Source organism: Nostoc sp. NZL, assembly GCF_015714705.1.
In the GTDB taxonomy this organism is placed as follows: domain Bacteria; phylum Cyanobacteriota; class Cyanobacteriia; order Cyanobacteriales; family Nostocaceae; genus Nostoc; species Nostoc foliaceum_A.
Genome location: NZ_WBKL01000120.1, coordinates 88,462 through 103,184 on the forward strand (window position 1 = coordinate 88,462; position 14,723 = coordinate 103,184).

Sequence of the window (14,723 nt, forward strand, 5' to 3'; positions counted from 1 at the left end):
GACACAAAGAGGCTTTCCACAGGCTACAGCCTTTTTTTCTACGGGACGCAAAGAAAAATAACGAAGAAATGCTTAACTGAACTGTATTGGATTTTAGGGGGGATTCATTTGGTAAGTGTAAGACTATGAATGGAAGAGATGACATTAAATCTAAAAAAATATCCTCCAATAACTTTAAGTCAAAAGCTAGAAAAAGTGTTGTTGTTTAAATATCAGACTTAAAACCTCTTAATTTACTACAGAAAATATTGTAGATACTTCAGCAACTATGATATGAGAAAATGCCTGGGAGTGTTGAACCAGCTTACTTACACCAATTCATTTTTTGAGTCCACAGTGGACGATTTTCCGAAGTTATGATCATCGGAAGCTGTCCTTTTCCTGATGTCGCTGCTGGTAAAATAGCTGACGCTTGTCCTCCTACTATTAAATAAAATTACGTACATATCTCCCTACTCGCCAACGCAGTTGCTTCTCCTCTCAGAGATGCCGCCTAGCTTGCTTCCCCACAGGGGTACAAATCGCCATAGTCAACACTAAGAAACTGTGGAGGGAAACTCCTCCCCTAGTGCTGGACTCACCCCCGTTGGCTCTCCAAAGCACTATTCACCGCTCAGACTGCTATCCATCCTACAGCTATAGTTATATTTGTGGGGGTAAGTGTCTCGCTTGCCCTTTACATTACTGCAAGATGCAAGCTTCCTGGCTCTTGTGTGTCGCAACTAAATGCCATTTAGAGAGTAAAAAAAGGGCATTAGCTTGAAATTTTAGCAAAAGTCACTTATTTGTTGTGACAAACTCATGATTTTAGGACTTGATCTGTTTCTAGTATTTTGTTTCTAATTAGTTCAAGTGATAATAGCAGACCAGTCATCCCTAAACTTATCAGTAGTCAAGAAAAATTTATAACCCCAAATTTTTTCATTAGCCACTCAAGAGAGCTTCGACAAATTCATAGCTAGAAAAGGGGCGCAGGTCTTCAATTCCTTCGCCAGCACCAATAAAGCGAATAGGTAAACCTAGCTGTTGCACAACGGCAAGGGCAACACCGCCTTTGGCTGTGCCATCTAGCTTGGTTAAGACAACGCCACTCAGTTGGGCAGCTTGGGAGAAAACTTCGGCTTGCCGCAGTCCATTTTGTCCTAAAGTGGCATCTAGAACCAAAAGAGATTCTACATTAGCATTTGGGGCTTTTTTGTCGATAATTCGCCGGATTTTGCTGAGTTCATCCATTAAATTTTTCTTGTTTTGCAGTCGTCCAGCTGTATCTACCAGAAGTAATTCTGTTTGCCGCGCTTGGGCGGCTGCGATCGCATCAAATACAACTGCTGCCGGATCTGTATTTTTTCCAGGATTGGCAATTACTTCTACACCACTTCTACTACCCCAAACCTTCACCTGTTCCACGGCGGCGGCGCGGAAGGTGTCTGCTGCGCCAATCAAGCATTTATAACCAGATTTTTGTCCCAGGTGGGCAATTTTGCCGATAGTGGTAGTTTTACCGGCACCATTTACCCCAGTGATTAACCAAATATTCAAGGTTTCTTTTTCTGGGGTAAAGCTAATTTTGTGGGATGTTTTGCTCGGTGCATCCAGCATATCCCGAAGGATTTTTTTCAGGTAAGCGATCGCTTCTTCTGGTGCGGTGACTTCTTCTCGAAGTTTTGTCTGTAAGGCATTGATAATAAAATCTGTCGCCTCTACACCCACATCAGCTTGCAGGAGCAATGCCTCAATTTCCGTTACAGCAGCTTGGTTCAGCGGCCCTTGACCAACGATCGCCTTCAGTTGGTTGAGAATACTACGGCGAGTTTTGTCTAACCCTTGCCGGAGCTTTTTCAGCCAAGTAATCTCCTCAATAGAAACGTCTTCTGGATTTCTACCTTGGGCTGCTAAAACTTTCGCTGACCAGACAAACCCATCATCAAATACCAGTCCGGGAATTTCCTCTCCTGTCTCTGAGGTTGTAGCTACTGGCTGTACTACCTCCGGTTCTGGGACATCAATAGCAGTAGCTATTAGTTGTTCCAACTTGGCTTGCCGTTCTGCCGCCGCCCGTTCTAAGAAGGATAAGGTGGCTGGTGCTGTTGGCTGTGTTGCCTCTGGCGTAGCTATTGGTTCGGTGGGTGTTGGTTCAACTTCAATTCCCGTTAGTTCTGGGCTTTTTACATCTGGCTCTTCAGCAATTGCTGCCACTGAGGAATCTTCCGTACTTCCTTCCTCAGTAGCTGCTTGGATAACTTCTTGCTGTGATGTTTCTACGGTCGTACCAGCAGGTTCCTCAGTTGTTTCTGGTTCGGTGATTTCCGCAATTGTCGTTTCTGCGGTTTCAGGTTGTGCTGATAGTGCTGAGGTATCTGCTACATCAGGTAAGGTTTCTACTACCTCGGCTTGTTGTTTTTGCTGAATATTTTTGTAAGCAGCTTTAGCAAACGCTAACAAGTCTGCCGTTGTGTCTGGTGCAGTTTCATCTATTGATGTTGGCGTTTCGGCTGGCTCTGCTTGGGGTTCTTGTGCAGGAGGAGTTTCTTCCTGTTTCTTATCAGAGGGAGTGTCAGAGGAATCGTTATATTGACGACGGAACCAATTAAAAACCATTGCAGCAGTTTTAGTTGTTATATGAGTTATGAGTTATAAGTTATGAGTTTAATTTAACTTTGCACTTTTTCCTGGAGTGAAAACTTCCGGGTTATCCTCACCTTTTCAACGCAGTTTGAAAAGAATCGGTACAACAGAAGCTTTCCTCCGTTCGCGCAGTGTCTCCCCTTCTCCCAAAAAGAGAGGCTAGCACCAAGGGAGAAATTCCGCTCGGAGAAAGCCGCAGAAGCGGCTACAGACTTTGCTCTACGGTAGTATAGGAATTACGAAGTGGTACTAAGTAAGTTGGCACAATAAAATCAAACTATCTGAAGAAAAATGAACAAGGGTTTTAACCCTTATTATTGCCTCTTGCCTTTTGCCTTATCCCAAGGACAATTATTTACGTCGACTTAACTTATGCTGTTTTTTTCTGCTCAGTGACTCGGCGCAAAACACCATTAATAAACCGATGACCATCGTCTCCACTGTAGCGTTTGGCTAGCTCCACAGCTTCGTTGATGGCGATACTGTCTGGAACTCCTAAAAACTTCATTTCTGCCACAGCGATTTGCAAAATATCGCGGTCAATTTGGGCCAAGCGAGTTACTTGCCAATCTACTAAGGCAGTAGAAATGAGTTCATCTATAATGTGTCGATTTTCGTTAACGGTAATCACAAGCTCTTTAGCGTAATTCCGAACTCCCTTGTCCTGATTAGCTAACTGAATCAATACTGGGAAATCAACTGCGGTACCCAACTGATTGATTGCTGTCTGGGTGCAGGCGATCGCTTCTTGAAGCATTGTTCTGGCAGTATTGAGATCGGAGGCCCGAGTTTGGCTACTTAAGAGGCGCTCGTTGCTGCGTTGCAGTTCACCTGCGGCATTATCGAGGGTATCTTGCACTTCTGAGGTCAGAGTGCGTACTGCTCCTAGCACCAACTTGGATACTAGTTGATCGTCTTCCAATTTATCTAATTTCTTTGGGTTGACTGGCAATTGGCTAAGGCTTAAAAGCGCCAATTCACGAGCAATTTGCTGGGGTTTACGAGGTTGCATAAAACTGAGGGGTGCTTGTGCGAGAACTGATTAATTAGGCGGGACAAATTTATAATCATATCAATTTTGGCACAGTCAAACAACAACATTACGCATTTACTTGTGACTTTGCCAGATTGATTTTAACTAAAACTATCTTCTGACTTTCTTTGCTCCTGCAAGAGGATATGGAGAAAACGAACTCTTTTTCTGGTTAAATTCCACACATTGAACTTAAATGCCGTAAGCGAAAAACAGGTCGCAAGAGAAAGATTTGGGTCTTGGGAACCACTACTTCTGACAAAAGGAGGGAATATAAGACCAATAAAACTACGGAGTTTTATTGCCTATTCCCGATGAATTGCGAGAGCTTACACCATACTTGGATAATTCACGTTTCTTCAACGGGAATAATCTGCGGCTTGATTTCGTCGTGTTTTACTTCTAGTGTGGATTCGGGGAAAAGCAAGGGCGTATTGGGGGCGACAATGCCACCTGATACAACTATTTTAAAGGCATCTTCAATCGAGATGGAGAGGTTCACTACCTCGTCTTCAGGAACTATTGCGTACCATCCGGTAGTCGGATTCGGGGTAGTAGGGATAAAAACACTTAGCACGGGGCGAGAGATCTGGGCTTGGATATCACTGCTGATTGCACCAGTGACAAAGGCGATCGCCCAAATTCCTCGACGGGGATACTCTACCAAAATTACCCGGCGAAACTTGCCATTAGAATCCTTTAGTATGGTTTCTAAAAGCTGTTTGAGAGTTTTGTATACCTGTCCCGCTAAAGGAATTGCCTGTAATAACCGCTCACCAAAATCTAACAACCACCGCCCAGCAATATTGCGAGCCATCAAGCCCATTAACAAGATGCTTAGTAGCGGCACAGCCAATCCTACTAGTAAATTCAGTAAATTTACTAAAATTGGGTTTAAGCCATCAAAGGGATTCAGTTGTTTGGGTATTTGGGTGAGGAAGTTGATTACCCAATTAGCAATGGTAATTGTCAGCCAGATAGTGGTTGCTAGGGGAATTACTACCAACAAACCAGCAATCAGGTCGTTTTTTAAGTCCTGTTTTAGGCGATCGATTACCAAGCCCCGATTCTCCTGTTTTAAGCTAGAGGAACTTTTGTTATTGGTATCCATACCAGCAAATTCATCAAATAGCAAAGGCTTTACTTGAAGCAGCTTCTACCGCAAGTTACTTAACTGTCCAAGAAGCTAGCAGCTGGGCTGCTGCCGCAAAAACACGTACTTGTTGCTGGAAATCAGCTATTTTCCTACAAGCATACACATAGACATCAACCAATCCGATAGCGGCTGGTTATTTCCAGAAGATGTTACTTTTCTTTGTAAGACTTGTAAATGATTGTTGCAAGCCCTTAGGTATTACTAATCTACCGCGCTCAATCAAAAGCTGCTCATGATTGTGAAAGTACCAGCAGGTAAACTAAGGAATTATTTTATCTGTCAGTCATTCACATTTGAGCAAGAGCGGCTTTTATGAAAATGTTCTGTTAAAAATATTAATTTATTATGCTAGTTCTCGTTTAGGTGGAAAACGCGATAAGGACGCATAGCTAGCTGTGCGTCCCTCTGAATTCTGATTTTGCGATCGCGTACCAGTCAGCCGTAACCGATCGCTGCTTCTAATCTCCAGTCGCCTTTACGCGACATCAACCTGTGTAGTTTCAGAATCCGCACACTGCAACTGTTGTGTACTCTCTTGCGCCAGAATTGCTGTTGCGTCTAAATTGGGTTTTGGTAGATACTTCATTTCCCAAACTTTGAGCAAAATCAGATATTCGTAGAATGCCTGCAATGTACACCAAGCAAGTCCAGCGTGTCCATCTAAACAGCCGCCTAATATAAAATACATATATACAAACCGTAGCAACGGTCTGGCGGGTAAACGCAAAGACAAATCTTTTAGGGCGCGGCGTTTTTCGACTTCCGATTTGCCAAAAAATAAATCTCGCCAGTTTACGTTTCCCTGTTCTAGTTGATACAGCGTTTCTTGAGCTTCATCTGTAGAATAACGGTTATGCTTGTCAATCCAGCGGCTCAAGCCTTTGCTACAAGTGTAGTGTGGGTATGTTTCTTTTAAAAAGCTAGTTGCACCCTCACAAACTTCCCGTTCAGTATGGCCGTAGTCTGTAAACCAGACTTTACCGTGGCGGAAGAGGCGCATTTGGTAACGGGGATACTGTGTGCTGTAACGAATCCAGCGATTCATGAACATGACACGTTCAGCCACGTAGTAGCCGATGTAGTCTGGATTCTGACTGGCCTTTTCGCATTCCGCGAACAGTTCTGGTGTCATGCGCTCGTCAGCTTCGAGAATGTAAACCCATTCGTGCTTCCGGGGGATAGACTCTAACATCCAGGTGCGTTGGCGTCCGTGGCTTTCAAAAGCGTGTTGGACGACGCGAATGGGATAGCGACTGGCAATTTCTACAGTGCGATCGCTACTGCACGAATCCACAACAATGATGTCATCCGATAGCATCGCCGATTCGATACAAGCAGCAATATCTAACTCTTCGTTATATGTCAGTATGTAAATTGAGAACATTACCCAAGTTTTATAGCGATTTTAGTCAGTGATAATTGCCTTTTTATTGTTATTAGCTATTAGGCGTATGGCAGTATAAGCCATCAATAATTATTGGATACGTCCTACTGCCATACCGATAGTGCATTAACGTGCGGTAGCTCTAGGTTTACCACCTTGTATAGCACCTCTACCTTTTAAGCCTGTCCAGCCGATGATAATGTAACCAATGGACAACAGCAAACTGCTAATCCCAATCCGCAGTCCAGATTTCCAAGCAGTATCTTTAGCTTGTTTCTCTGCTTCGTCTCTGCGCTGGCGAACTTGGCTCAGTTGTTGAGTTCGCAGCGTTTGAATATCTGTTTGTTGTTGGATAGCTTTGTCAAGTACTTGAGGATCTGTTTTAGCCTTCTTCAGTAACTCTTTTATATTTGCTGGAATTTGAGAGCTTTCAAGTGCTTGCTTATATCTCTGATCATCTTTGAGTATTTCACTAAACTGAGCTTTGGTTTGGTTTCGCAGTTGCTCTAATTGAGCTTTTCCTTGCTCAGTATTTAGTTGTGCTTGCAATTGCGATAACCGAGTATTCAGTTGAGTTTCTGCCTGATCTGCTTCTTGGGTAATTCGGTTGAGTGTTTGAGTCTTAGCTTGATTGACGTTATTGAGGTGCAGGGGAAAAATCAGCAAGAACATCAACCCTAAAATACTTGAGAGGATCACGGCGGGAAATCTTAAATCGATACCTTGGGGGCGATCGCTTCCTGCATCAGCACTATCAATCCAATAGGCAGCAAACAGCAGCCCCAAACCAACTAAAGGAACGATTCCTCGATCAACTAGCGCTGTTGCCAAGTTAATTTGCCATACCCGATCAGTCGGTTGAAAGGGTAACAATAGAATCAAAAAGTCAACAAGAAACGACAAAATGCAGATTATTCCAACTACCTTAAGTGTGAGGGCAGTACTTACGGAAGCAAAACGGTTGACCATAGTTTTTCAAACTGGCGGTGAATACGAGTGATTTTCATATTTCAAGCTACTTAAATATTGTGCCCATGACCGTAACTGTTGTGTACAAATATAAAGCAGATTCAATATTGGTAAAGGCTATCTGCCTCTAGGTTTTCAACTAGGCCACAGTAGCATTTGTTATGTACAGTGTCTTCAGGAAATTCCTAGTGTTTTAAAATACTGACCTAGTGCGGGGCTGTAGAAAAAGGCTTATTAAGTATCTCCAAATAAAAATACTCAACTACTTCTTGTGCGGTGGGCATCTTGCCATTCGTGTCAAATTAACCTAGACGTTAGGTTTAGCAAGCGTTCTACTGGAGTTTAGACTACATCTCGCTGATTATTCCATCTCCCCTGCAAAGGCTTGTTCCCAAATCGGCAGATCCTCCGGTCGGTCAACATCAGCTAGAGGCGATAAGTTCACATGTGATAAATTTAGTTTCTGGGAAATGTCCACGGTTTTTTGGAATACTTGAGCAGTTCCCCACTCGATGTTAACGAATAACTCCGGGATGGGTTGACGCAAACCAATTAAGTAATATCCACCATCGATCGCAGGGCCAAGTACGAGGTCAAAGGCGTGTAACTTCTCAAACGCTGTGGCTAGAATCTGGGTATTCACTCCAGGACAATCTGTACCGATGATAATTACTTTTTCTGCTCCAGATTCAAAAGCATCGAAAAGCGATCGCGCCATCCGCGAACCTAGATCCCCTTCACCTTGAGACTGGTAAACTAAATCCAACCCCAGCCAGTCTTGCATAAGTTGCAAATCGCCACCTGCAAACCGCACTTCCACAGATATGGCAATGGTTTTTTGCAATTCTTGAACCTGAAATATTGTATATTCAGTCATCTGGCGTTGAAGATTGGCAGCACCAACAGTTCCCAAAGCAGGTATCAATCGGGTTTTTGTCTTACCTGGTTCTGGATAGCGGGTGAAAATAATCAAGTGCTGTTTTGGGTTTGCTGGTAAGTTCAGCACGCAATACCTTATTTGAATAAACTACAAATATCTTAATAGCAATAATCACCCTCATTGTTTGCTGTAGAGTGCTCTTTTGCCATTCGCATTGCTCCTAAAATCGTAGAGATATAGACGCAACGCTTAACTTTACCACCATACTGACTGGAGATAGTGATACTTCGCGGTAGCGAAACAATATTACCTCTGTAATCAAATTTAATTTGCCTAACGCCATTTGAGATTTGTAAGGTAGTTTCCGCATCTAAACGCACATTGTTATCTAAGTTATTCCAGTTAGCGTTGGATGGATTTACTGTAGCAGGATGAACTGCCCATTGAAGGATGCCATTTTGCTCACGAAAACTAGTTTGCCAAGTCACTTTTTCTTTGGTGGCTTGCCTTTGGGCTTGGCGCATTGCATAGTAAACCTCGTTTTGTGCAGTGTTGAGGCGGCGAGTCTCCACAAAAGTGAACCAGTTGGGTATTCCCAACGTGGCTAATATACCAATTAATAGAACAACTATTAACAACTCTGGTAGAGAAAAACCACTGCTAGAGGACTTATTCAAAAGATTTTTTGCATTAACTAGAGACTGTAAATGCACCTGGATATTCATTTTTGTCTTCTGGTGATTTTTCAGCTATCTAGCTGGTGAGCAATGTTTCAGTTTCTTGACTTCTGACTTTGCGCTCGTTAGTAATGCTATCAAGCAACGCAGGCATTAGCAAAATTATGATAATTTTCAATAATAGTTTGAAGGTGAAAGTTATACGCTTCAATCTTAAAGAGTCATTAAGGATATAATTCCACAAAAATTTAGCCGCAGCTAAACCCTTTTGTCTGTTAAATGGCTTTTGTAGGGATTTACATGTCAGGTATTTATATAAATTTGTTAGACTTAAATTCCAAGTATGCTTTGCTAAAGGTCTTTCTTTATATGCTCTCTCAAGTACCTGCAAGCAAGCTTTTTCTTGTCTGACAAGATTGGAAGAAACTGAATTAGCACTTATACGGTATAAGATTTGTACAGATGATACACATATAAAATCAAATTTACAGGCTAATCGTAGCCACATATCCCAATCTTGAGCAGCACTTAGACATTCATCAAATCCGCTTAATTCGATTAAAGCCTCTCTACGAATCAACGGATTGGAGCCATTCTCTAAAAAGTTTGTTACCAATAACTTTTCATAAACGTCTCCATTGGCGGTAAAGTGTGTACCAGAAAGGACAAATTCACTGTTTTCATCAATATAATTAGTCCAACTATAAGCAACTTTTGCAGTAACGTTTTCTTCCAGAGCCTTTAACTGAGACTGAAGCTTATCAGGTGTCCAAAGATCATCCGCATCTAAAAAACTAACAAATTCTCCAACAGCAAGGTTTAGCCCTCGGTTACGACTAATATTTCCGCCAGCATTAGGGTAAGAAAATACTTTTATTCGTGAGTCTTGAATTTCTGCAATAACATCTAAAGTGGAATCTTGTGAACCATCATTTATTATAATTAACTCCAAATTAGTAAAAGTTTGGTTTAAAACAGATTGAATTGTTTCTTTAATGGTTTTTTCGCTATTATAAGCTGGGATGATTACAGAAATCTTTACTGTATTGAAATTTGAATTAATCATTTTGTATAGTTGTATTTTCTAAAATTTTGTCTAGCTTCCATTTTAAAGAATAAAAAGGACTCATCATACTAGCCCAGTAAAAATTAATTTCAAAAAGTGCAATTAAATTACTTTTTAATTGCCCTCGATACTTAATAATATGTTGTAATACGCGATGTAAATTACCCAAGATAGTCTTAACCAAAACTATTGGTTTTTGCCAATTTTTAGCATTGATCAAGCGTAGCTGAAAAATACATAGACCACAACCACGTGCTAGTACTAGTAAGTAGTCTTTTTCTAGCCGCCAATGTGGAATTTGATGATCGATATGCATTGCAGGATTGTACCAAATTTCCCAACCTGCTTTGTGTAAGTATAAGAGAGCTTCTGTATCATCTCCGCTAACCATCAATTTACTAAGTCTTCCCTTAAAAACCAATTCTTCTGGAACACTTTCACACCAAGCTTGCTTACGGACTACTAGCGCAGCACCCGGAGGAAGTCTTAAATTATCTGCATCAAATAAATATGGTTCTATTCCGTGTTCTCTAATAGCTAGAAATGCTTGAATTCTTGTAAAATCCTTTGGGGGACTTACTTCAAAATTACCGTGAATTTGACCACTCCAAGCACCAGCTTGAGGATGCTCTTTGCCGAAAGTATAAGACTGTAAAACCCAGTCATTTGCTGGTAGGTTATCATCATCTACAAATGCAATAAACTCGCCTCTAGCTTCATTTATTGCCCGCATTCTTGCAAAGGCAATTCCCTGTTGCTTTTCCAGGAAATATTTTAACAAGAAATTTCTATTACCTATTTTTTGATAAGCCTGGATTACCTCATATGTATTATCGTTACTATTATTATCAATAATAACTATTTCCCAATTTATATTTTTTAGCCCCGTCTGATTAAAGAGTAAATCTAAAACTTTAGGCAGCCGTTTTGCACCATTATATGTAGGAATAGCCACAGTAAAATCTATATTTTTAAATATTTCATTCATATATTGATTTTCTAATTAGATTTTTTAGTTAAATAACCATTTTTCCACAGATAAAAAGGACTAATCAGGCTACTTACAAACAGTTGCATCTCACAAGCAGCGACTAAATCAGTTTTCAAAATAGTCCGATATTTGACCAAGTGTAAAGCAATTTTACGCAAGTCATTTATCATATAAGCTAAAAGAACAACTGGTCTATACACATGTTTGACATTTACCATTCTAGTTACATAACGGCTAAGTCCAATACCTCTAAAAAATGGAATTAAATAGTCTTTTTGTAATCGGGAACTGGGTATTTTGTGATAAATCTCCATTTCTGGGTTATACCAAATTTCCCATCCTGCCTTTTGGATATAAGACAACATTTCTAAGTCTTCACTGGTGAGCATATTACCTTTAACTCTACCAGTTAAAATACACTGTTCTGGTACACTTTCTAACCAAGCTTTTCTACGGATAACAAGTCCAGCAGAAGGTGGCAGTATTTTTTTAGCTGCTTCATATAACAGCGGTAAATTACCCCGTTCTGTAATTGCCAAAAAGGGAGCAATTCGCTGAAAGTTTTCTGGTGGTTCTACTTCCCAATCTGGGTGAATTTGGCTGCCATAAGCTCCCGCTTGAGGATATTTTTCACCAAAAGCATAAGCTGCGGATACCCAATTGGATAATGGGTAGTTGTCATCATCTAGAAAACCTATGAATCTACCTTTAGCTTCTGCAACTGCCCTTTTTCGAGCATACGCTGCACCTTGTTTTGGTTCAAAGCAATATTTTAAAGGGTAAGGATATTGCCAATTTTTTTGATATGCTTGAACAACTTTAGCTGTATTATCAGTGCTGTTATTGTCTACAACTATAATTTCCCAAGATAAATTTTCCGTATAAAGTTGGTTTTGTAGTCGCTCTAGTAGTTCAGACAAACGACTTTCACCGTTGTAAGTTGGGATAGCTACAGTAAAGTCAAGGTTTTCAGTCATTTGTCAAAAGGTATATTTTGATTAGGACGCTTTTTATATATTAAGCCGAGGGCTAATTTATCAATGGCTCTTAAATAAATATATCAAACATTAAAACTGCATATGATGTTTCAATTTTGCTATCAATGTGCAGTTTTATGCTCAGTATTATTGCTTATTTTTATAAATTTAGGCTATGAAAATTACTTAGTTACATTGGGAGTCTTTTGCTGTCATCATTGAGCCTAAGAGAGTTTTCACAATGACGCATCGCTTGACGCTACTGGCAGATGTAGAATTTGTAGCAGTTGGTATAGCTACGACTATTTTTAACCCAGGTGGCTCTGTTCCTGTCCCAAAGTATGAAGTTGGTAAAGCCCCCATATAGTCAAAGGTAATTTTTGTTGGCGTACTTGAAGGAGGGTACTGTACAGTAGAATCAGTAGAATTGACAGTGTTTTCGCCACTGAGATTTGCACCTAGTATAAATTTATCAGAGCTAATTCCTACATCCGTTCCTAAAGGTTTCCATGTGCTGATTCCAGTATCTGTACGATAAATAGCAACCTCTACATTTTTGGTTGTGCTATTTTTGCGAAAACTGATACTGTAGTTAAGTTTTTGCTTTTTAGCTTCGCGCTGTGCGTCTTGTAGTGCAGCTAAAACAGCGTCATTAGCTTTATTTAGCTGCTGTCGGTTCACAAAAGCAACCCAACCAGGAGCTGCGATCGCTGCTAAAATTGCTACCAATAACAGTACTACTGTTAATTCTATCAGGCTAAAACCAGCATCATGTCGATTGTAGCTATAGTGTCGATTTACTAAATATTGCTGCTTTTGTTTTGTTTTTTTGCTGTGTAACTGAAAATAATCGAATAATTTTAAACTAGGAATATTCTGCATACTATCCTGCTTTTATTAATCTTTGTCAAAGATAGAAGCTATTTGCTAAATATAAAGCTGCTTCCTTGAACCTTAATGTTTGCACTCGGAAAATAACTAGATTTACTCTCTGCGTAACGTACTTTAGTTTCATCTTCTAATAAGCGAGCTTGTGCGTTACCTCTTAAATAAACTTCAGCAGCACTTCTATTATTTGCGCTAACTGAATTTACACAAGCATAGAATCCTGTTCTGACAATGGTTGCTGTTGCTGCTGGAATTTGTCTAAAGCCATTAGAGCATGTCACTGCTGGCGCTCCCTGTACTGGTACTGTTGTTGTTTGATCTATAAAATCAACCAAAACTACGGGAACTTGTCCTTGTCCGTAAGTGTCCCCTGTTGCCAAACTATTTGTCCAACTATTCATTTTTGCTTGTAATGTTATACCCTTTTGTGATAAATCAAAAGGCTTAAAACCTTTATCTGGACAATACCCTGGTCTATATTTTTCAGTAAATCCAGTACAAGTAATACCACTACTATTTGTAACCCCATCTTTAATTTCCCATCTGGCGATGCGGGCAGCTTGAGACCAGTTAGTATTATCGTCTTTAATTAAATAGTAAGCTACCAATGAATATACAAAAGAATCATCTGTTTGAGATTCACCGGCAGTATTTGTACTTTGAACAGCGTCTTTGGTAAATTCTCGCTTCCAAAATACTAGAATTGGAACACCATCTGTTACCGGACGGATCTGGGAGTTGATAGCTGCTATACCTACATCATCGTATATATATAGTGCTTGTTGGAGATCGCGAGTAATATAATCTAGTGCTGCTCTAATTTCTTGCTCAGAGTTGGCTTTGGCTTGTTCCTGGCGGTCAGTGTTTAAAACGCTGATCATAAAACCTAGTAACGGCGTAATTACCAGGAATGCAATGATCATAGCTACTAGTAATTCAATCAGCGTGAAGCCACTATTTTTGTTTTGCTTGTGAGAGAGTTTTAGCTGAGTACTTAACAGCCACCTCAATATATTCATCTTGCTACATTTCTCCTTAGTGACGGATACTTAGTCATAAAATTATTTATGTTTGCTGGGTTAATTATTGACAACCACCAAGCCTTCCGCATAAAGCGCTATAGGAGCTTTGACCCCTAACAATTTCAGTTGTCATTTCTACTAGTGGTGCTTTGCGATCGCCTAATCCCCCAGTGAACGTTGCTGTTGTTTTTTGGTTGCCATTGTCATCAGAAGTTTTCTTGAGAGAGCCAAACTCTGCATCTGAACGATACACCCGAATTCCCAAACTATAGCCTTGACCTCTATCGATTTGAGCGGTACTCGTACTGATAGTTACATCTGATTTACCAAAAGCCTGAATGTAAAACTGCACTGGGCTGGTGTTTGTTTTGTACGTTGTACACTCAGTTGGGGGAGTGATTTTTCCATCTTTGTGAAAGCAATACAAATTAGTTGTGACTGTAGGGGCATTTTCGCTAGCAAGTAAAGAAGTTACATTTGATACTTGAGTTTCTGAAATTGTTTTAGACTTAATAGCATCAACGAAGGCTTTAGCCGCTCCTGTTGCCAATTCTATGCGTCTAGCTTGCACACGAGTTGCGGTTGAGATGACTAGGACAGGTGCGATCGCAACCAGCAAAACGCTAACCACGAGGATTGCCACCAGCGACTCAATGATCGTAAAACCAGACTGGCTAGACTGAGCAGATGATTCTTGTAGTTGGTGTGGGTTCATAGAAATTTAAAATCCAAAATCTAAAATAGTACTAGTACCGCTGCGAGTAATTCGTAATTCGTTTTTGCAAGGATTTCAGATATTTCAGATGGGTGGTTTATTTGCGCCGTGCTGTACTAGTGGTCTGTCCCATTAATTTTGAGGGGGTTGAGAAACGAACCGCAAAGGACGCAAAGGGCGCAAAGGAAGAAAAATTAAGAATGAGTTTACCGATCATATTTAATGAGACAGACCACTAGTGGTCTGTCCCATTAATTTTGCGGGGTTGGATAAATCTTTGACAGCTTAACTCTGGCATCTTCTGTACGAAAACGCCAATCTACACGAACTTGATTAATAT

The 14,723-nt window shown here is 40.5% G+C and carries 13 protein-coding genes; all 13 read right to left on the reverse strand.

Annotation, left to right across the window (positions count from 1 at the left end):
* Window positions 1-924 precede the first annotated feature (924 nt).
* Window positions 925-2,598: a signal recognition particle-docking protein FtsY gene (gene ftsY / locus F8R90_RS17400; RefSeq protein WP_196509549.1), complete on the reverse strand. Its 1,674-nt coding sequence runs from the start codon at window positions 2,596-2,598 to the stop codon at window positions 925-927.
* A gap of 397 nt (window positions 2,599-2,995) precedes the next feature.
* Window positions 2,996-3,637, reverse strand: a complete 642-nt coding sequence (gene nusB, locus F8R90_RS17405; RefSeq protein ID WP_196509548.1) for a transcription antitermination factor NusB — start codon at window positions 3,635-3,637, stop codon at window positions 2,996-2,998.
* A gap of 370 nt (window positions 3,638-4,007) precedes the next feature.
* A complete protein-coding gene (locus tag F8R90_RS17410) occupies window positions 4,008-4,769 on the reverse strand; it encodes a DUF502 domain-containing protein (RefSeq protein ID WP_196509547.1) in 762 nt (253 codons plus the stop codon).
* A 520-nt stretch (window positions 4,770-5,289) separates the two neighbouring features.
* Window positions 5,290-6,198, reverse strand: a complete 909-nt coding sequence (locus tag F8R90_RS17415) for a glycosyltransferase family 2 protein (RefSeq protein ID WP_196509546.1) — start codon at window positions 6,196-6,198, stop codon at window positions 5,290-5,292.
* Window positions 6,199-6,324: 126 nt separating this feature from the next.
* Window positions 6,325-7,167, reverse strand: a complete 843-nt coding sequence (hpsJ-B, locus tag F8R90_RS17420; RefSeq protein WP_196509545.1) for a hormogonium polysaccharide biosynthesis protein HpsJ — start codon at window positions 7,165-7,167, stop codon at window positions 6,325-6,327.
* A gap of 361 nt (window positions 7,168-7,528) precedes the next feature.
* A complete protein-coding gene (locus F8R90_RS17425; RefSeq protein WP_196509544.1) occupies window positions 7,529-8,173 on the reverse strand; it encodes a TIGR04282 family arsenosugar biosynthesis glycosyltransferase in 645 nt (214 codons plus the stop codon).
* A 32-nt stretch (window positions 8,174-8,205) separates the two neighbouring features.
* Window positions 8,206-8,772, reverse strand: a complete 567-nt coding sequence (locus F8R90_RS17430) for a pilus assembly FimT family protein (protein WP_196509543.1) — start codon at window positions 8,770-8,772, stop codon at window positions 8,206-8,208.
* 28 nt (window positions 8,773-8,800) lie between these two features.
* Window positions 8,801-9,790, reverse strand: a complete 990-nt coding sequence (locus tag F8R90_RS17435) for a glycosyltransferase (RefSeq protein WP_196509542.1) — start codon at window positions 9,788-9,790, stop codon at window positions 8,801-8,803.
* Window positions 9,783-10,778, reverse strand: coding sequence for a hormogonium polysaccharide biosynthesis glycosyltransferase HpsE (hpsE, locus tag F8R90_RS17440; RefSeq protein ID WP_196509541.1), 996 nt, complete (start codon window positions 10,776-10,778; stop codon window positions 9,783-9,785). The genes F8R90_RS17435 and hpsE (F8R90_RS17440) overlap by 8 nt, the downstream gene beginning before the upstream one ends.
* Window positions 10,779-10,789: 11 nt before the next feature.
* On the reverse strand, window positions 10,790-11,758 hold the full coding sequence (gene hpsE / locus F8R90_RS17445; RefSeq protein ID WP_196509540.1) for a hormogonium polysaccharide biosynthesis glycosyltransferase HpsE: 969 nt from the start codon (window positions 11,756-11,758) through the stop codon (window positions 10,790-10,792).
* A 186-nt stretch (window positions 11,759-11,944) separates the two neighbouring features.
* A complete protein-coding gene (locus F8R90_RS17450; RefSeq protein ID WP_196509539.1) occupies window positions 11,945-12,640 on the reverse strand; it encodes a prepilin-type N-terminal cleavage/methylation domain-containing protein in 696 nt (231 codons plus the stop codon).
* 38 nt (window positions 12,641-12,678) lie between these two features.
* Window positions 12,679-13,665, reverse strand: coding sequence for a hormogonium polysaccharide secretion pseudopilin HpsC (gene hpsC / locus F8R90_RS17455; protein ID WP_196509538.1), 987 nt, complete (start codon window positions 13,663-13,665; stop codon window positions 12,679-12,681).
* Window positions 13,666-13,729: 64 nt separating this feature from the next.
* Window positions 13,730-14,383 carry a prepilin-type N-terminal cleavage/methylation domain-containing protein gene (locus F8R90_RS17460; protein WP_196509537.1) on the reverse strand — a complete coding sequence of 218 codons (654 nt, stop codon included), beginning with the start codon at window positions 14,381-14,383 and terminating at the stop codon, window positions 13,730-13,732.
* Window positions 14,384-14,723: the final 340 nt, after the last annotated feature.